This window comes from Collinsella aerofaciens, assembly GCF_039752985.1.
Taxonomy (GTDB): domain Bacteria; phylum Actinomycetota; class Coriobacteriia; order Coriobacteriales; family Coriobacteriaceae; genus Collinsella; species Collinsella aerofaciens_BT.
This window is the reverse complement of sequence record NZ_JBDMHA010000050.1, coordinates 1-18,226: the sequence shown is the minus strand read 5'-3', so window position 1 is coordinate 18,226 and position 18,226 is coordinate 1. Positions and strand designations below refer to the sequence as shown.

The 18,226-nt window shown below is 57.8% G+C and carries 14 protein-coding genes; 6 read left to right on the top strand and 8 right to left on the bottom strand.

Annotated elements, in window-relative coordinates; all coding sequences use genetic code 11:
- The 4 genes from ABHR76_RS07425 to ABHR76_RS07410 form a co-directional block, all read right to left on the bottom strand.
- A partial coding sequence (locus tag ABHR76_RS07425; RefSeq protein WP_346977195.1) for a hypothetical protein occupies window positions 1–1,053 on the bottom strand: 1,053 nt, incomplete at its 3' end.
- A 124-nt stretch (window positions 1,054–1,177) separates the two neighbouring features.
- Window positions 1,178–2,911, bottom strand: a complete 1,734-nt coding sequence (locus ABHR76_RS07420; protein ID WP_346977194.1) for a LuxR C-terminal-related transcriptional regulator — start codon at window positions 2,909–2,911, stop codon at window positions 1,178–1,180.
- 463 nt (window positions 2,912–3,374) lie between these two features.
- Window positions 3,375–5,597 (bottom strand): ABC transporter permease, encoded by a 2,223-nt coding sequence (locus ABHR76_RS07415; RefSeq protein ID WP_346977193.1) that lies wholly within the window; start codon window positions 5,595–5,597, stop codon window positions 3,375–3,377.
- Window positions 5,587–6,372, bottom strand: a complete 786-nt coding sequence (locus ABHR76_RS07410) for an ABC transporter ATP-binding protein (RefSeq protein WP_006234847.1) — start codon at window positions 6,370–6,372, stop codon at window positions 5,587–5,589. The genes ABHR76_RS07415 and ABHR76_RS07410 overlap by 11 nt, the downstream gene beginning before the upstream one ends.
- A gap of 148 nt (window positions 6,373–6,520) precedes the next feature.
- Here ABHR76_RS07410 and vsr point away from each other — a divergent pair, with 148 nt between their 5' ends.
- The 3 genes from vsr (at window position 6,521) to ABHR76_RS07395 (ending at window position 9,617) form a co-directional block, all read left to right on the top strand.
- Window positions 6,521–7,510, top strand: coding sequence for a DNA mismatch endonuclease Vsr (vsr, locus tag ABHR76_RS07405; RefSeq protein ID WP_346977192.1), 990 nt, complete (start codon window positions 6,521–6,523; stop codon window positions 7,508–7,510).
- 497 nt (window positions 7,511–8,007) lie between these two features.
- The gene (locus ABHR76_RS07400; RefSeq protein ID WP_158554577.1) at window positions 8,008–8,937 is read left to right on the top strand and encodes an AraC family transcriptional regulator; all 930 of its coding nucleotides are present in this window, start codon (window positions 8,008–8,010) and stop codon (window positions 8,935–8,937) included.
- Window positions 8,938–8,993: 56 nt separating this feature from the next.
- A complete protein-coding gene (locus tag ABHR76_RS07395) occupies window positions 8,994–9,617 on the top strand; it encodes an HAD family hydrolase (protein WP_346977191.1) in 624 nt (207 codons plus the stop codon).
- Between the two features lie 224 nt (window positions 9,618–9,841).
- On the opposite strand, the gene ABHR76_RS07390 is transcribed toward ABHR76_RS07395, so the two are convergent.
- Window positions 9,842–10,699, bottom strand: coding sequence for a class II fructose-bisphosphate aldolase (locus ABHR76_RS07390; RefSeq protein WP_022095149.1), 858 nt, complete (start codon window positions 10,697–10,699; stop codon window positions 9,842–9,844).
- 335 nt (window positions 10,700–11,034) lie between these two features.
- Between ABHR76_RS07390 and ABHR76_RS07385 the strand changes: the two genes are divergently transcribed.
- Entirely contained in the window at window positions 11,035–11,838 is an 804-nt protein-coding gene (locus ABHR76_RS07385; protein ID WP_346977190.1) for a DeoR/GlpR family DNA-binding transcription regulator, read from the top strand.
- Window positions 11,839–11,912: 74 nt separating this feature from the next.
- On the opposite strand, the gene ABHR76_RS07380 is transcribed toward ABHR76_RS07385, so the two are convergent.
- Entirely contained in the window at window positions 11,913–13,073 is a 1,161-nt protein-coding gene (locus ABHR76_RS07380) for an FprA family A-type flavoprotein (protein ID WP_346977189.1), read from the bottom strand.
- 129 nt (window positions 13,074–13,202) lie between these two features.
- On the bottom strand, window positions 13,203–14,189 hold the full coding sequence (locus ABHR76_RS07375) for a LacI family DNA-binding transcriptional regulator (protein ID WP_346977196.1): 987 nt from the start codon (window positions 14,187–14,189) through the stop codon (window positions 13,203–13,205).
- A 383-nt stretch (window positions 14,190–14,572) separates the two neighbouring features.
- Between ABHR76_RS07375 and ABHR76_RS07370 the strand changes: the two genes are divergently transcribed.
- Both ABHR76_RS07370 and ABHR76_RS07365 read left to right on the top strand, forming a co-directional pair.
- Window positions 14,573–15,778, top strand: a complete 1,206-nt coding sequence (locus ABHR76_RS07370) for a galactokinase (RefSeq protein WP_346977188.1) — start codon at window positions 14,573–14,575, stop codon at window positions 15,776–15,778.
- Window positions 15,769–17,397, top strand: a complete 1,629-nt coding sequence (locus ABHR76_RS07365) for a UDP-glucose--hexose-1-phosphate uridylyltransferase (protein ID WP_346977187.1) — start codon at window positions 15,769–15,771, stop codon at window positions 17,395–17,397. Before ABHR76_RS07370 ends, ABHR76_RS07365 begins: the two co-directional genes overlap by 10 nt.
- 108 nt (window positions 17,398–17,505) lie before the next feature.
- Here the strand turns inward: ABHR76_RS07365 and ABHR76_RS07360 are convergent.
- Window positions 17,506–18,226 (bottom strand): PfkB family carbohydrate kinase (locus tag ABHR76_RS07360; protein WP_346977186.1); only part of this gene is annotated, 721 nt, incomplete at its 5' end.

The window sequence follows — 18,226 nt, the reverse complement described above, 5'->3', positions numbered from 1 at the left end:
ACTGGCTTCAGGAACGAGAGATACCTCCGCTCCATTGGCGTAAGATGCGCCGCCGAGCGCAAACGAAGAGGCAGAATAGCTCGACACCATATACGGCAGCAACGCATGCCATGGAGCATCTTTGCTCGCATAAAACGGAAGCTGGCTTATGCCCCCCACAAGAGCGATCACCATGGACGAAATGGCCCTGTTTCTGCTTCCGGCGTACACGCACACGCCCAAGCAAGCAAACATCATCGACAGCACAGCTTCAAAGACGGCAAATAGCCCTAGCTGAACTAACACAGTTCTTTCGACTACGTCACCATACTGAATGAATACGACTGGGTACTCTGTCTGACCTACACCGTTAAACACCGTTGCCAATACAAAACAGGGAGCCAACGCCAGAACCAAAACCAGCATCGATGCAATACCAGAGACGAGAACGCGGCATGCATTCATCTCTAACTTTGACAACAACGCTCGATCGTAGAACCGCTTTCCATCCCCCTCAAGCGACATATAGAGGACGAGGACCGGGACCAAAAGCCACGCTATTGCAGGAACAGCGCCGCAATAATATGCGAGAAGAATCATCCCGGGCATTTTTGTTGTTGAGTCGTACGATTCCGGATGGGCCAGCATCGATATGGCTCGGGGAAGACGTTCTTGGGCTTCAAGCGATAACTCCGAATCAACACCATTCAAATAACCGAGTCGGTATTCCTTGAGCAATAGATTGTCGTAATCGGCAATCGCATCGTAATACTCTCTGGAGTCCGCCTTGCTTTCAAGCGCCCGATCAAGGCACGCCCTTTCGTCGGCAATGATGCTGTTGAGCTCCTGTGGGGCAGTGTCATAAACGCCGTCAGAGACTTGAGAGACCAAAAGGGCTCTCTGGTCTTCGATGGAAGCTCTACCATATAGATAATCTGCTCCCGTTGGAACGGATAGAAATACCGGGATGCAGAATACGAGCGCGAGCAGCGCCGTCAGCAACATAATTCCCCGGTTGCGCGCAAGAACTTCTAAATTAAGCCGTACATATGTGAGGCAATCACAGGTCTTCACAGCAAGCACCTCCGGTTCGCAACACACGAGTCGTCGGACCCGTTGTCCGGAAGTATCGCCTTCATCGTCAGAACTGTCTGTAGACGTGTAGGATGGATTTACAATCTTATTTGTCTACAGGCTTCTACCTGCTATTTTCTATAACATCTGCCATAAGACTAAAAACCCTATCTCTAAGTTCACGCTCCGAGTGAACTCCAAGCAAGGCATAGCTCTTGCTCTTGGCCTCTTTGACGGTTCCCCGAGCAACGTTAAGATGCGCGCAAATCTCGGTGGTTCTATTGCCATCAAAAACGCATGTCATGATATCGGCATAAAGCGGCGTGAAACCAAGCCTCAAGAAGGCCTCACGCACGGTATCGCGTCGATCACCCACCCGAACCGTATCTTTCGAACGCAAGAATAGCAGCGAATTAGCCATAAGGATAAGTACGACAAGGAACGCAGTCACGCGTAAGGCAGGCATAAGGCCGCCAACGGCCTCACCGCTCCCAACGGACTCAAAGAAAATGTACAGTCGACTTACCACATCGTGAACCCAGAACGCTGCTCCAGCACCCACAGACACCGAAGAAAGGGTGAGTTCAGGCGAAAGGCACAAGTGCATTTCAGACATCCACCGTATAGCCGCACGGCAACACAGGGCCACAAGCACTATAGCTATCGATAGGATTATCGCATCATGCTCAAAGCCGAAGCATACGAGGATTTCCTCGATGCCCATTCCAGACGCATACATAAACAGGAAGCAGACGAAGACTATCCTGCAGTTCTGATTGAACGATGAGGACCCCAGCGATTCTGAACGGTGATCATGGCCTTTTGTTGCGTCAAGATGCCACGCATCCTTTGACAAGAGAAGTCCAGCCGTCGCCTCTGAAATGCTTTTATATCCGGTTTTAGTCAAGGCCCGCGACAAATAGGTACGGGCAGTAGACGGGGAAATGTCCAAGGCAGAAGCAATCTCCTCGTACGTTTTTCCCTCTATCCTCATAGAGAAAACCGCGGACTCCCTTTGAGAAAAACCCGAAGCCGTAGGGATATCGGCAACTGCAGAGTGTTTTCCTCCTAATTTGGCGGCCGCAGAAAAAGCGCTCGTTAAGTCAGGGAAAAATCGCGTTATGGCCCTGGCAAGGATACTGCCCAAAACGGTAACCAGAAGCAATACGATCTCTTGATGCCCACCAAAGCTCAGGAGCACAGCTCCGATGTTTATATTGCGCGAAAACAAACAATCCGTATCGAGAATAACGGCGGCATTACCAAACGCAAGAGGTTCGACGAGCAAGGCAGCAACCCCCATCTCGGCGTTAACGGAAAGGAAAGAACCGATGGAGTCCATCAACGGGACGAGAAGAAACTGAAGGCCAACAAGCAAAGCAATCAAGAGCACAACGGGGCTGTAAAGTGCGAGCTCAGGATACCCGTGGAGAGCAGAGCCATCGGCCACATGTTTCCCCTTTAATCCCGCACGTATGTTTGCGAATTCACCGCCAAGCGCCCAAGAACAGCAAGCGACAAGCAAGGGGGCTAGTAACAACAAAATGAACGCGAACGCCGAAACCACAACATGAAATTGATGAAAGACATTAAGAGATATCGTGTACATCACAAGAAGTGCAATGTCTACGAGCATAAGTCCAAAAAGCCTTTTGGAAATACCCTGTCTCACAGGGCGAGAGATGAGGCCCACACAGAAGCCCGAAAGCAGATGCAGACCGATAAGAACGGTGCCAGAAAGGCCCGTATAAATACTTGGCGCCACACAATACAGACCAGCCGCCCCTATAAACAACATAATTGAATGCCAGAGGAACGAGCGCGTCACGCTTTGCAGGGTAGCTGCCTCGGTTGCCATAAAATCAAAGCTCCTAGATAGCATTTTGGTTATTTTAACATCGTTCCCGGCGTTAAAAAAACTGTTACCCGAATTAATCAATATCCCCCCTCCACCAAAAGGCACCACGCTGATCCTCCATTTTTGGAAGCGATAACCTGCTAAAAAGGGACAGGTTTATTTTGGCAGGTTTTATCTGGGCAAACGCCAACCGCCGCAAGGGAGCTGCTTTCCCTCGCGGCGGTTTTCTAGCAGAAAAAACCAAGTGAGTAGGCTTTTTGCAGGAGGCCAAGCACGCCCCAAAACGCCACAGCCCTGACCTGCTGTTTTATTGGGCGCCACCCGCGATGTGCTCGACAGATCCAAAAAAGTCTACTCACTTGGTCTTGAGACTCATCAGTCAGGCAAAAAACGCCGCGAAGGGGGGCTGGACTCCCTTCGCAGCGGTTGTTCGCACTGGTTTTGCGACGATTTTGCCCGCTTGTTACTCGCTGTAGCGGGTGGCAATGGCAGCTCGCACCATGCCGGTGCTCATGAGGTAGGTCACCAGGAAGTAGCCACCGTATGCTGCCAGGAAGATTGCACAGGTGAGGCCCACGGTGCCGCCGATGCTCATATTTCCGAAAATGCTCACCAGCTCGATGATCACCTTAAGTGCCACAAAGGAGTGTGCCAGGCCCACTGCCAGCGGGAACAGGAAGAATACCGCTTGCTGCGCCATGACCGAATGACGAATCTGGCGGTCGTCGCAGCCGATCTGTGCCAGCACACGATAGCTGCGGCTGCCATCGGCCACGTTGGAGAGTTGCTGAATCGACAGAATCGCCGCGCATGCAACGACCAATACAAAGCCGATGTAGATGGCTAGGTAGCTAATAAGACCGTTCGTTTGCGCTGCTTGCGTGTACATCTCGGAGCGTATGATGAAGGTTCCCCACGACCCCGGCTCCTTGCCGTCAACGAGCAGATTGTCGAACACAGTGTATTTAATACTCTCGTCTGCCTCGGTTGTATCCATCCCCTGTTTGTAGTTAACGAGCAGGCTACTGAAATACGGCTGCAGATTAAGTTGGGACAACAGCTCGTCGGCAACGACGACGGTACCCGGATTACTACCCATCGCCGAGTTGGCGATGGCCGCCGTATCTTCGTCCGACTTATCGGTTGCGGGTTTGAGCGTATGCCCGCCCAAGGTAAGGGCATGGCCGCCAGCCATATACTTGGTGTACAGGTCGACCAGCTCGCCGCCCATATCACACGTGAGCAGATACTGGTCGTGACCGATGTGCACCGGCTCCTCGCCCATCATCTGACGCAGTCTGTTGTACTGGCTCGCCGGCGTCACAAACAGACCCATCGTATCGGCATTGCTACCCCCGAACGCCTTGGGGAGCTTTTCGCCCATGATCTTGCACATCTCACTTGGGGTCACCGAAGGATCCGAACCGCCAATCGGGTAACTCAGATACGAATCGATCTGCACATGCTCACCGGCAACATCGGCGATATTGACCTTCTTGCCGGTCTCGTCGTTGTTGTCCGCCGACTTGCCCTTACGATCGCCGTGCCATGGATTGCCGTGCCATGCGGAGTACAAATCGACCGTACTATCGGCCAGCACCATTCGATCGGCCTCAGGCGGATTGAAAGACTCTTTGTAGAAGTCGAGCGTATCGGGCGTGTAATAGACATACGTCTGCGACATGTCGGCCGGATTATAGCGCTCCAGGTTTTCGTTCATCACGTTGGCGATCGACATACCGCACGTCACCGAGGTAATGGCGAGGAACAGAATCATCGCGATGACGCCCATCGAAAAGCACACCGTATTGACCTTGGCCGAAAGCTGACGCACGGTAAACATATTGAGGCCGCGCCAATACACGCTGCGCAGGCTCTGCAGCAGCTTGATAAGCATGCCCGAGAGTCCCCAGAACAGCGCAAAGGTGCCCACGGTAACCATAGCGGTCGTAATGCCAAACTGGCTCATGGCCTCTTGCAGCTTGCTGTCCGTCGCGGTTAGCGGGAACCCATCACGTAGCAGACGGTAATAGGCCACGCCCACAAGCACCACGCCCACGGCAAAGATGGCAATCGCGATCCAGGGGTTGCGTGTCTTGATGCTCTCGTTGCGACGCTCGGCACCCATAAGCTCGATGAGTTTGGTACGACGAACGGCGCGCAGGTTCAGCAGTAACGTGAGCGCAAACATTACGAGCATGCAGACAAGGGTCAGGTTGAACGCATGCACCGAGAAAAAGAAGTGGAAATTGGCAATCTGTGTCTTAAAGAGCGAGGCCGTAAAGAACGTCATGAGCTGGGAGAGCCCCACGCCCAGCACAATGCCGGCGACAAAGGCCACGACCGATACTATCACGGTCTCGAGCGCCATGATCGTGGCGACGCGCCCGCGCCCCATGCCGAGCACCTGGTACAGGCCAAACTCCTTCTTGCGGCGTTTCATGATGAAGTTATTGGCATACACCATCAAAAAGGCCATGACACCGGCCAAAAAGTACGTCAGGTAACCGAGCATGCTGCCCACAACCTGCGCCAAGCCCTCTTCATCGATGCCGGCGATGTCGACCTGCATCGAAATGGTGTTAAAGGCATAGAAGACCGTGACACCCAGAGTGAGCGTCAAAAGGTAGACGAGGTAGTCGCGGCCGGCGCGGCGGACGTTACCCCAAGCGAGTTTACAGAGCATCGGAGCCCTCACCGCCCATCATGGCAACGACCTCCATAATGCGGTCGAAGAACTCGCGACGGTCGGTGTCGCCGCGGCGCAGCTCGGTGAAGATCTTGCCGTCGCGAATGAACAGCACGCGGCTCGTGTAGCTGGCGGCAAAGCTGTCGTGCGTGACCATGAGCACGGTGGCGCGTAGGCGGCGGTTAAGGGCCTCTAGGCTCTCGAGCAGCAGGCGAGCGCTCTTGGAATCGAGGGCGCCGGTGGGCTCGTCGGCCATGATCATGGTGGGATCGGTGACGAGCGCGCGAGCCGCGGCAACGCGCTGCTGCTGACCGCCGGACATCTGGTAGGGATACTTGTCGAGCACCTGGCTGATGGACAGGCGCGCTGCCACATCCTGCACGCGGGTCGAGATCTCTGCCGAGTTTGTGCGGGCGATGGTGAGCGGCAGGGCGATGTTCTCGCGTGCCGTGAGCGTATCGAGCAGGTTGGAGTCCTGGAAGATAAAGCCGAGCTCCTCGCGGCGGAACTGCGAGAGCTTGGCCTGCTTCATGCGCGTAACGTCCTGCCCGTTGATGCGAATGGTGCCGCTCGTGGCGCTATCGATGGTCGACACGCAGTTGAGCAGCGTCGACTTGCCCGAGCCCGAAGCGCCCATGATGCCAACAAATTCGCCGCGGTTGACGGTAAAACTGACGTCGTTGAGCGCGCGGGTCACGTTGCCCAGCGCTCCATATACCTTTTCGAGATGCGCGACCTCCAGTACCGGGGTCGCCATGTGCGTGGTTTGCATACCGAGTCCTTTCTTGCAATTAGTCTACGGCATCTATAGTCGCAAGAAGACGAGTCGGCTACCATCGATATGGCTTACGCTTGCCTTACCGTTGTGTAAGGCACGGGTGGCTAGCCTGCCACGTCTTGATATTGAGAGAGGACTCCTGTTGAAGACTGTTCATGTTGCCGTTGGGATCATCCGCAAGGAAGGATCTGACGAGCTGCTTGCCGTGCAGCGCGGCTATGGCGACATGCAGGGACTTTGGGAGTTCCCCGGTGGCAAGCTCATGCGCGGCGAGACGCCCGAAGACGCCGTACGCCGCGAGCTCATGGAAGAGCTGCAGGTGAAGGTCAACAACCTGCGCGATTTCTACACCGTTGAGTATGACTACCCCGATTTTCATCTCTCCATGGAGTGCTACTACTGCTCGCTGGCTAAAGAGTCCGACGAGCCCCAGAAGCACGACCGCCAGCTCGATATCCGCTGGATTCCGCGCACCTCGCTTGCCACGGTGGAATGGATGCCCGCCGACAAGGGGCTTATCGATGCCCTGATTGAGCTGAAGGAAGATCGGCTTGAGGCCAACAGCACTGCCAACGACGCCGAGGCCACCACGACCGAACGCCCCGTCGCCAAGCCCAAGCGCGCACCTAAGCGCCGCAGCAAAAAGCGCCCCAAGCCCGGCCTGCTGGACGGCATCGACACCTCGGACCTCTCCGCCGACGAGCGTGAGCTCGTGCGCCGTCGCGCCGCCATCAAAAAATCCATGAAGGGCAACAAGCGTGCGAACACCAAACCCGAGCTGCTCGTTCGCCAGCGCCTGCGCGCCGCAGGCCTTACGGGATACCGTCTGGAATGGAAGGTGCCCGGAAAGCCCGACATCGCCTTTCCCGGGCGCAAGATCGCCATCTTCGTCAACGGCTGCTTTTGGCATCGCTGCCCCAAGTGCAACCCGAGCCAGCCCAAGCGCAATGTTGAATTTTGGGAGGCAAAGTTCCGTCGCAACGTCGAGCGCGACCGAGCCGCCATCTCCGCGCTTACCCAAATGGGCTGGACACCCATAACCATCTGGGAATGCGAGCTCAAAAAAGACCGCATCGACGCCACGATGGAAAAGGTCATCGAGCAGGTGCGCGCCGCAGAGCCGCAGCGCTAACAGTGAGCATTCACACGCTCCGCACGTCCGCGCCACATCCACGTCACAAACCTTAGAAAGCCCTTAAGCCCAAAACCTTTCAAGAGTGTTACCCGATAGCTTTGACCTGCGGTTTCATCACAACGTCAAACCTCATTAAGCTTTTCTTTAGCGATTCTTTGCAACAGCCGCGGCATAATACTGCCAACGCACGGGACCTAGCAGCACACCCCGTGCGCAACCTTTTGGTGGACATCGAGGAGGCCGCATAAGCATGCATTCTTCCAACGACGCAGCACAGCAGCCATCCCTAACACATGCAGACCTTTTCTCCTTCCCCCCGACACAGAGAAACGGCCTCCTCGACTCCCCCACCACAAAAGCCAAACGCTCAACCGACCAGAGCCACAACTTGCGAGCATCGTTCGAAAAGCTCCAAGCATCCCTAGACAAGGCGTTCCCCGAACAGGCAAGAGCAATCTAAGCCCATCGCGCTTTATACTGATGCCATGCGAAACATGGATCACATAGAATTGCACCGCGGAGGACGCGAGGAAGCTTTTCCCGAGACCGCCGAAGACTGGCCCTATATTGCCGAACGCGCAGAATTCGCTCGCTATCCGGGCAATTCCGTCCCCTGGCACTGGCATTCCGAAGTTGAGCTTTTCTACATGGAGCAGGGAGCGATTGACTATCGAACGCGCGCGGCTCATGAGCACGTACGCTTTGAGGAAGGGTCCGCCGGCTTTATCAACGGCGGCGTTTTGCACAGCACGCTGCAATCACCCAATTCGGCGCCAGCCATTCAAATGCTGCATATCTTTCAGCCGTCGATGCTCGGCGATCCCGCGGGACGTCTCCAAAAGCGCTACATCAACCCATTGCTTCAATGTCGAGGCGTCGATGTGCTCAAATGGTCGCCCACCAATCCCGACGATATGCCCTTTATTGATTTGCTGAAGAGCTCCTTTAGCCACGACCTTCAACGGCCGCAGAACGAGATGGCGCTTCGAAATAGTTTGTCAGAGCTCTGGATTCAGATTAACGCCAAGGCCGAACCGCTCTTTTCCTCCGACAACGCCTCTTGGATGACCAACCGCGACGTACAGTTCAAGGCAATCCTGGACTATATCCGCGCAAACTATGCAGCCGCTATAGATGTGCCCCAGATGGCATCTGCAGCCGGCGTAAGCGAAAGAGAGTGTTACCGCATTATCGAAGCTTGCGCAGGAACGACCCCGGCGGCATATCTGCGTGCATACCGCGTAAACCGTGCTTGCGAACTTTTGGCACACACCACGCGAACGGTCCAGACAGTCGCGCGCCAATGCGGCTTTGCGACAGCAAGCCATCTTGGCCAGGTATTTAAAGAACAAATGGGATGCACTCCTTCGAGCTATCGAGCAGCGAGGCAGAATCTCGATAGCACCAGGCAGAAATCCCGCTAGCCCTTCTTCTGTCACTGCATCAAACTTGCAGGCAAACAACAGAGAGGGGCAATCATATGAAGCACTTTGACCATATCGTATTTGACGTTGATGGGACATTGGCAGATACAGAAGAAAGCGTTCTGTCATCGCTTGTCCAGATTGTCCAAGAAGAGACCAGCAAAACGCTCCCCCGACACGAGCTTGAATTTGCCCTCGGCATACCCGGCAAGGATGCCCTTGAGAAACTCGGAATCTACTCGCAGGCAACGTTGGATCGCTGGTGCCAAGTTGCCGCCAGCTTTAAAAGCACCATCAGCGTGTTTCCAGGTTTGCTTGAAGTCATCGCAACACTCGCCGATAGCGGCTGCAAACTTGGCATCGTCTCCTCACGTGCGCGCGACGAATACGCAAAAGAAATTGCACCCCTTGGTTTCGATAAATATTTTGAGCGCATCATCCTTGTCGAAGACACAACCGAACATAAACCCGCACCCGCACCCATGCTCGAATATCTCCGGCGTACGGGCGCGAATCCTGGCAACGTCGTCTACGTTGGCGACACCGTCTACGACGAACAATGCGCAACTTCGGCAGGGGTCAGTTTTGCCAGAGCGGCATGGGGATCACACCAAGACATCCCAAACGCCACCTACAACCTCAAAACCCCCAACGACCTACTAACCCTAACAACCAAATAACCCACGCGTCCCACCCTTTTAGCCCCAACGCCACAAGGGCGATTGAGCAGGACGGTTTGGGCGGGTCCCGTACTTAGTTTCCAAAATCATTCCGCAGCGCGAAGGCCCCCGTTGTCAACGCTTCGAAGAAGCGAGACAACGGGGGCCTTCATGCGCGAGGACGTTTTGGAAACTAAGTACGGGACCCGCCCAAACCGTCCGGTGGGATCAGAGTACCCTTGCTGTTACTCTGCTTTGCCCACAGAGTTGAGGTTGGTCATGCGGATCTTAACCAGCTCGGTGATCTCACGCATGCCCTCCTTGGCCGGCTTCTTGGGGTCGAAGCAGGCGGGGTTCTCGGCCATGTAGGCCATGAAGCCCTTGGTGTAGGCCTGACGCAGCTCGGTGGCGTAGTTAACCTTGCAGATGCCGTTCTTCACAGCCTCGGCAACCTGCTCATCGGGCACACCGGAGGTGCCGTGCAGGACCAGCGGCACGTCGACGGCGTCGCGGATGGCCTTGACCACGGACTGCTCGATGTGCGGATCGCTCGTGTACACACCGTGGCTGGTGCCAACGCCAATAGCGAGGGAGGTGCAGCCGGTGCGCTCAACGAACTCCTTGGCCTCGGCCGGATCGGTGTAGGGGCTCTCGCCCTCAACCGCGGGACCGTCGTCCTCCTTGCCGCCAACCTTACCGAGCTCGGCCTCGACGGGCACGCCCATAGCGCGGCCAGCGTCGGCGACGGACTTGGTCAGGGCGATGTTGTCCTCGAAGGACTCGTGCGAGCCGTCGATCATGACAGAGGTGTAGCCCGTGCGGAAAGCCTGCATGCAGCGGTCGTAGCCATCGCCGTGATCGAGGTGCAGAGCGACGGGCACGGAAGCGCGTTCGGCAGCAGCCTTGACCATGCCGTAGAAGTAGTCCAGACCAGCGGTCTTGATGGTGCCCGGGGTGGTCTGCATGATGACGGGGGACTTGGTCTCCTCGGCAGCGGCCAGAACGGCCATAACGAACTCGAGGTTCTCGACGTTGAACGCGCCAACGGCGTAATGACCGGCCTGAGCGTCCTTGAGCATCTTTTCGGTGGTAACAAGTGCCATGAGCGTTTGCTCCTCTCCCTCGCCCGCATCTGGACATCGGGCGTAGTTGTTCACAAGGCGTTTTACCTTGCGTTTTACTGCGCTCATTGTATGAAAATCGACGGTGTCGCACGCATGAGATATCACCGGCACACAGGTCAAGACACTCGTTTTTGAAAAGCAAACGGAAGAGATTCGCACCGGATTCCTCTATACGACATTGCAGTTTTCAAGCGAATCATCTTTCTTTTATAGAAAAGATAAGTAATCGAAAGGTGTTTTCTTACTCAAAAAGAAAATGAACGAAAATGGACTCAACACAATTCCTGCAAATTTCAGTTGAGGATGGAGCAGCTATGGCCCATGTAACAACCCGAGCCTTCGCCGATGAGCGTCGTGCCGCCATCATGGAGATGCTTGAGCATAACGCCTCGGTGCAGGTAGCAGAAATCGCCCAGACCTTTGGCGTGTCCTCCGTCACCGCCCGCGCCGACCTAGACGCGCTCGCCGAAGCAGGCAAGCTGCGCCGCACACATGGCGGCGCTGTGTCGCTCCACAAACGCCTAACCGTCTCCACGCAGGATCGCCGCATCAATGTCAACGTCGCCGCCAAGCAGGCCATCGCGCAAAGCGCCATCGAGCTCGTCAATGACGGCGACACGCTGCTCGTCGACTCGGGCACCACGGCGCTCGAGTTCGTCCGGCTCCTCGATCAGCGCGACGGTATCACCGTCATCACGGCCGACATTACCATTGCCGATTACATCGACGAGAGCATGCCCTCAGTCGATGTCGTCATGCTGGGCGGGGCGCTGCGCAAAGGCCATCGTTATTTGTACGGACCGCTCACTATGCAGGCGCTCCAAATGGTCCATGCCGATCTGGCCGTCATGTGCCCCGGCGCCTTTGTCCCCAGCTGCGGCTTTACGACCGACTTTCCCCAGATGGCCGAGACCAAAACGGCTATGATCACCGCGGCCCATCAAAGCGTCGCCCTCATGGACGCCAGCAAGGTTAACGGACGCGGCATGTACCGCTTTGCCGAGCTTGCCGATGTCGACTCCATCGTGATGGACCGTGACCCCGACCATGCCGTCGCCACCTCGATCGACGAGGCCACTGACAGCTCACGTCCAGCCCTCGTCATCGCCGGCGCTTAAACAAAAACCACCACAAAGGTGCCTGTCCCCTTTGTGGTGGTTGTGATGGTTGAGCGTCAAAAGTGAACGTGTCGCTACTTGGAAAGCTCGTCGGCGAGGGCTTCGATCTGAGCGCGCGAGGCGTCGTTGAGCGAACCCAGCACGGTCACCTTGTTCTGCGCCAGAGCGATGTCCTTCATACCCTCGAGCTCCTTGGTCATAACCTTGGCGGCAGCGGGCGCCCAGGAGCCGGCCTCGACGAGTGCCACCGTACGATTCTGATAGGCGTGCCCGGCAAGCGTGTGGATAAAGGTGCTCATGAACGGGAAGATCTCGCCCTGATAGGTAATGGAGGCGAGCACCAGACGGTCATAGCGGAACGCGTCCTCAACGGCCTCGGCCATATCGTCGCGAGCCAGGTCAAAGACGGAGACCTTCTGGCCGCGAGCCTCGAGCGCTGCGGCGAGCTCCTCAACGGCAGCCTTCAGATGTCCGTAGACGCTCGCGTAGGCAATCGTGATGCCCTCGTCCTCGGGCTGATAGCTCGACCAGGTGTTGTAGGTGTCGAGGTAGTAGCCCAGGTTCTCGGTCAGCACGGGACCGTGGAGCGGGCAGATGATCTGGATGTCCAAATCGGCAGCCTTCTTGAGCACGGCCTGCACGAACTTGCCGAACTTGCCGACGATACCAAAGTAGTAACGGCGAGCCTCGCAGGCCCAGCCTTCCGGATCCTCGATGTCGTTGGCGCCAAACTTGCCAAAGCCGTCGGCACTAAAGAGCACCTTGTCGGTGGACTCGTAGGAGAAGAGCACCTCGGGCCAGTGAACGTTGGGGGCGCCGATAAAGGTCAGGCTGTGGCCGCCCAGGTCGAGCACGTCGCCCTCTTTGACGACCATCTTGCGCTCGGGGTAGTCGGTGCCAAAGTAGTTGACCATCATGCGGAAGGCACCCATGCTGGCCACAATCTGTGCCTGGGGATAGCGCTCCATAAAGGCAGCGATGCCGGCGGAGTGATCGGGCTCCATGTGATGGACGACCAGGTAGTCGGGCGTACGACCATCGAGCACGGCCTCGAGATTGCCGAGCCACTCGTCAACAAAACCGCCGTCGACTGAATCGGCGACAGCGATCTTTTCGCCCAAGATAACGTAGCTGTTGTAAGCCATACCGTTCTCGGACACGTCGTACTGGCCCTCGAACAGGTCAATGTCGTGATCGTCGACGCCAATGTAGCGGATATCCTTGGTGATCTCCATCAGGCAAAGCCTCCTAGATAGACAAAAGAGCCCGTCTATCATAACACTCGGCTACATCCCAACAGCTATCTACCGACATCCTTACCGATTGTTATTGATGATCAATATATCACCGTTGACCTGCGGAAACTATGCGCGCGGTGCCGCCGTACTATGTCGAACGATGAGCTGACCGGGAATACGGATGGCAACGGTTTTGCCCGCCGTACCCGCCTCGGGAACCGCATGCTCGAACACCTCGCGTCCGCGCTGATGTAGATCGAATCGCACGGTCGTGAGCTCGTTGTGTGCTACAAAATCATCGAGCGAATCATCGACGCCCACCACGCTTACGTCCTCGGGCACGCGCAGACCGCTATCGCGCAGCGCGGCAATCGCGCCATTTGCCATCTGGTCGTTTGCCGCATAGATCGCCGTCATAGTGCGATCGTGCTCGGCCAGGTACCTGCCGGCCTCGTAGCCGCTGTTGGCAGACCAGTCGCCCTCGAGCGGCTCTGCCGGCTCGATGTGTTTACGCTCGAGCGCATCCTGCCAACCGGCTCGACGAAATTGCTCGTCGACCGAGAACGACGGGCCGCCAATATAGCGAATCTGCCCGTGCCCCAGCTTAAACAGGTGATCCATAAGCAAGAGCGAGCAGCCGTAATGGTCGGAATCGACCGTAGTCACGCGCGGATGCGCGTACATGGTAACGATGACCGTTCCAATGCCCGGCAGTGGATCAAACGTCTCAAAATCGGGCGCCATGCGGCTCATGCCGATGATGATGCCATCCACCGGCAATGCGGCCATACGACGCGTGGCCTCGGCAAGCGAGAATTCCTCAGTCTTGGACATCTCGACCAGCGTGATGGCGCAATTATGCTCGCGAGCAGCGCTGGCGATGCCGTCGATCATTGAGAGGTTGCCAAACTTGGTGACATCGTTGATGCATAGGCCGACCGAATGGTAACGGCCGTCGCGCAGCGAGCGACCGGCATAACTCGGACGAAAGCCGAGCTCTTGCATAGCAGCCTGCACGCGCTGGCGCGTCTGCTCGTTAACGTTGGGCAAGCCGTTGGCGACGCGCGAAACCGTCTGCTGCGAAACGCCGGCAGCGCGGGCGACGTCAGCCATGGAAACCGGGCGCGTACCTGTATCGTTGGAAGGGCGCCTTGCCACAAAATCACCTTCGCTCTCGCAAGATCTGAATAGCGTGAATGTCGGCCCGAGCGGAAGCACGCCCCGCACCGAGGCCCGCTATCGTCGGACGCATGTTAACGTACTCTACTTTTTCTATCAGCGGTTCTTTTGCTCCATATGTCCATACGGCTACACCGTTCACGGCCGAAAATCTACCGATTACCAGATTCTCAGAAATAGATATGCGTTGTGTTATGAGTACGTTAACATACCTATTAACGTGCAGCGCTGCGACCGTCTGGTTTGTGGTGCTCAAAATTGTTAACGTACTCATAATGACACGGACCAATCTCTCCCGCGTCAAGGAAAGGACCCATATGACCGCCCCCGACGAAAAGACACTCACCACGCTCACCAGGCTGTTCGAGGAGGAGTTTGGCCCCATCGGCGACCGCCAGGTGCTCTACGTACACGCGCCCGGGCGTTCCGAGATCAGCGGCAATCACACCGATCACGAGGGCGGTCACGTTATCGCCGGCTCGCTCGATGTCGCCGTCGACGGCATCGCCGTGGCAACCGACTCCAACAAGGTCCGTGTCGCCGACGAGGGCTATCCTACGTTTGAGATCACGCTCGACACGCTGGATGTTCAGGAGTCCGAGAAGGGCACGTCCGCAAGCCTCGTGCGTGGTATGGCCCACGAGGTCGCAGCGCTTGGTGTTGAGCCCAAGGGCTTCGACTTTGCCTTTACCTGCTCCGTCCCTTCGGGCGGCGGTCTTTCGAGTTCTGCTGCTGTCGAGGCGGCATACGGCCGCGCCATGGAAACCCTCTGGGGCTCACCCGCAATTGAGCCCGTCGCACTCGCCCAGATGAGCCAGCGCACCGAGAACAACTACTATGGCAAGCCCTGCGGTCTTATGGACCAGGCCGCCGTTTGCTTGGGCGGCCTTGCCTACATGGACTTTGAGGACCAGGCTCAGCCTAAGACCCAGAAGCTCGAGCTCAACTTTGAGGATCACGGCTATGCGCTCGTGCTCGTTAAGGTCGGCGCCGACCACGTGGCAGCCACCGACGACTACGCCGCCGTTCCGCGCGAGATGCAAGACGTCGCCGCCGAGTTTGGCAAGGCACGCCTGTGCGAGGTAAACGTTGCCGATTTTGACGCCAAGCTCCCCGAGCTGCGCGCCAAGCTGGGCGACCGTGCCTGCCTGCGCGCCGTTCACTACTGGTACGAGAACGGCCTGGTCGATAAGCGCTGGGCGGCCCTGAACGCCGGCGACATTGACCAGTTCCTGGTCCTGACGCGCGAGTCCGGCGCCAGCTCTGCCATGTACCTGCAGAATGTTGTTGCCAAACTGGGTGCCGAGCAGCCTTCCATGTACGCGCTTGCTCTTGCCGAGCATGTGCTAGACGGCCGTGGCGCCGTTCGTATTCACGGCGGCGGCTTTGGCGGTACCATCCAGGCCTTCGTGCCGCTCGATCTGGTCGACACCTTCATCACCAAGATGAACAGCTGGCTGGGCGAGGGCTCTGCCCGTCACTACGCCATCTCTGACAAGGGGGCTTACGCGGCATGGCTGTAATGACTGACGTGCGCGAGGCCGCGCAGAACCTGATCGAGTACGCTATTCACCGATCGATGATCGGCCAGGACGATCGCATCTGGGCATACAACACCATTTTGGAGTGCATCGGCGCCACGGGTCCCGCACTCGACATGGCTTGGGCGCTCAAGACCGAGAAGATTTCTCTCTTGCACCCCGATACACTCCCCGACTTTGACCTGGAGGGCACGCTTGCCGTGCTTTCCGAGGCCGCCGTGGCCAACGGTGCTGCCGAGGACACGGCGTCGGGCCGCGACCGGATCGCCATGCGCATCATGGGCGGGCTCATGCCGAGGCCTTCGGTTGTAAACGAGGAGTTCAACGGCCGCATGGGCGTCAACGAACCCCGCGCCGCGACCGACTGGTTCTACGGCCTGTGCTGTGACGCCGGTTACGTGCGCCGCGCCGCCATCGCGCGCAACATCAAATGGAGCACTTCCACCAACTGGGGTGACCTGGAGATCACCATCAACCTGTCAAAGCCCGAAAAGGACCCGCGCGATATTGCCGCAGCCGGTGCCGCCAAAAACACGGGCGAGAAGTATCCCGCCTGTCAGCTCTGCATCGAAAACGAGGGCTACCCCGGGCGCTCCGCCGCAGCCGACGGCGGCGCTCACCCCGCCCGCCAGAATCTGCGCGTTATCCCCATCCAGCTCGACGGCGAGCGCTGGGGCTTCCAGTACAGCCCGTACGCGTACTTTAACGAGCATTGCATTGCCATGAGCTCCGAGCATCGTCCGATGCACGTGGATCGCAAGAGCCTCTCCTGTTTGCTCGACTTTGTGGACCTGTTCCCGCACTACTTTATCGGCTCCAACGCCGACCTGCCCATCGTGGGCGGCTCGATTCTGTCGCACGACCACTTCCAGGGTGGCGCACACGAGTTCCCCATGATGCATGCCGCCGAGGTCTTGCAATTTAGCGTGCCCGGTTTTGACCAGGTCAGCGGTACCGTGCTGCAGTGGCCGCTCTCGGTGCTGCGCCTGCGCTCGCATGACCGCGCTCAGCTGCTCGACGCTGCCGAGAAGATTATCCTCGCCTGGCGCGAGTGGACCGATGAGTCGGTTGGCGTCGTCGCGCACACGGCCGACGGCGTAGCGCACAACACCGTGACGCCCGTCATCCGCCGCGTCGACTCCCGCGGCAACGCCGGCGGCGAGATCTACGAGGCCTACCTGGCGCTTCGCTGCAACATCACGACCGACGAGCATCCGCTGGGCGTTTTCCACCCGCATGCCGAGTATCACCACATTAAGAAGGAGAACATCGGCCTGATCGAGGTTATGGGCCTGGCCATTCTTCCGCCGCGCCTGGTTCCCGAGCTCGGCGCTGTCCGCGAGCACCTGCTGGCGGCCAAGGCGGATGCCAGCTACGACCTTGCCGGCGCGCTCGAGGGCGATGATCTTTGCCGCAGCCATGCCGCGTGGGCCGAGGATGTCTATGCCCGCCGTTCCGACGAGCTTACGGCGGACAACGCCATCGATATCCTGCACGAGGAGGTGGGCGTGGTGTTTGGCCACGTGCTCGACAACGCCGGCGTCTTTAAGTGGGACGAAGCCGGCCGCGCCGCCCAACAGCGCTTTATCGACTCACTGTAATGATCCCTTGGGGACGGAGGAAAACGGATCATTTCGTCCTCAAGGTAACGGCGCCCGCCGGCAACATCGCCGACGGGCGCCGTTTTTGAATGTTCGATGTCGCGACTCCTAGAGTTCAGTCACGACAACGCTGTTGTAGACCTCGTCCCAGCGATCCATGACCAGGTGGCCGGTCTTGGGATCCATGGCGTTGAGCTTGCCGCAGGTATTGGCGGTCTTGAGCACGGTGACGTCGTCGGCACCAGCAGCAATGGCATGCGCAAAGCCGGCGATAGTCGAGTCGCCGGAACCCGTCGCGTTCACAGCCGCAATCGTGGGCGTCTTGGCGCGGAACGCGCGACCCTCATGGAAGCCCACCGAACCGGCAGCGCCCATCGAAACGACAACCCAGGGAATACCGGCAAAGCGGCCATCGACGGCGAGCGCCTCGCGCAGGGCATCGACATCATCGGTCGTAAAGGACGTACCCAGCAGGCCGTTGATCTCGGTCAGGTTGGGCTTTACGAGCTCAGGCTTAGCGTCGGACCCCAGCGCGGCCTCCAGCGATGCACCCGAGGTGTCGAGCAGCACCTTGGCGCCCGCCTCCTCGGCGATCTTGACGAGCTCGGCATAGTAGCCGGCATCGACACCACGCGGCAGCGAGCCCGAAAGCGTCACAACGTCCGCCTTCGCTGCAAGCTCGGCAAACTTGGCCGTAAAGGCCTCGAGCTCGGCCGGGGCGATCTGCGGGCCGCTCTCCAAAAGCTCGGTCTGATTACCCTCGTGCAGAATATTCAGGCAAATGCGTGTCTCACCGGCGATGGGCACAAAGTCGTTCTTGACGCCGTCA

What these genes read in the sequence shown, in the direction of transcription:
- ABHR76_RS07400 (WP_158554577.1), top strand. Translation starts at nt 8,008, where the DNA reads ATGGATCACATAGAATTGCACCGCGGAGGACGCGAGGAAGCTTTTCCC.
- ABHR76_RS07395 (WP_346977191.1), top strand. Translation starts at nt 8,994, where the DNA reads ATGAAGCACTTTGACCATATCGTATTTGACGTTGATGGGACATTGGCA.
- ABHR76_RS07415 (WP_346977193.1), bottom strand. Translation starts at nt 5,597, where the DNA reads ATGCTCTGTAAACTCGCTTGGGGTAACGTCCGCCGCGCCGGCCGCGAC.
- ABHR76_RS07385 (WP_346977190.1), top strand. Translation starts at nt 11,035, where the DNA reads ATGGCCCATGTAACAACCCGAGCCTTCGCCGATGAGCGTCGTGCCGCC.
- ABHR76_RS07380 (WP_346977189.1), bottom strand. Translation starts at nt 13,073, where the DNA reads ATGGAGATCACCAAGGATATCCGCTACATTGGCGTCGACGATCACGAC.
- ABHR76_RS07390 (WP_022095149.1), bottom strand. Translation starts at nt 10,699, where the DNA reads ATGGCACTTGTTACCACCGAAAAGATGCTCAAGGACGCTCAGGCCGGT.
- ABHR76_RS07410 (WP_006234847.1), bottom strand. Translation starts at nt 6,372, where the DNA reads ATGCAAACCACGCACATGGCGACCCCGGTACTGGAGGTCGCGCATCTC.
- ABHR76_RS07420 (WP_346977194.1), bottom strand. Translation starts at nt 2,911, where the DNA reads ATGGCAACCGAGGCAGCTACCCTGCAAAGCGTGACGCGCTCGTTCCTC.
- ABHR76_RS07375 (WP_346977196.1), bottom strand. Translation starts at nt 14,189, where the DNA reads ATGGCTGACGTCGCCCGCGCTGCCGGCGTTTCGCAGCAGACGGTTTCG.
- ABHR76_RS07370 (WP_346977188.1), top strand. Translation starts at nt 14,573, where the DNA reads ATGACCGCCCCCGACGAAAAGACACTCACCACGCTCACCAGGCTGTTC.
- ABHR76_RS07365 (WP_346977187.1), top strand. Translation starts at nt 15,769, where the DNA reads ATGGCTGTAATGACTGACGTGCGCGAGGCCGCGCAGAACCTGATCGAG.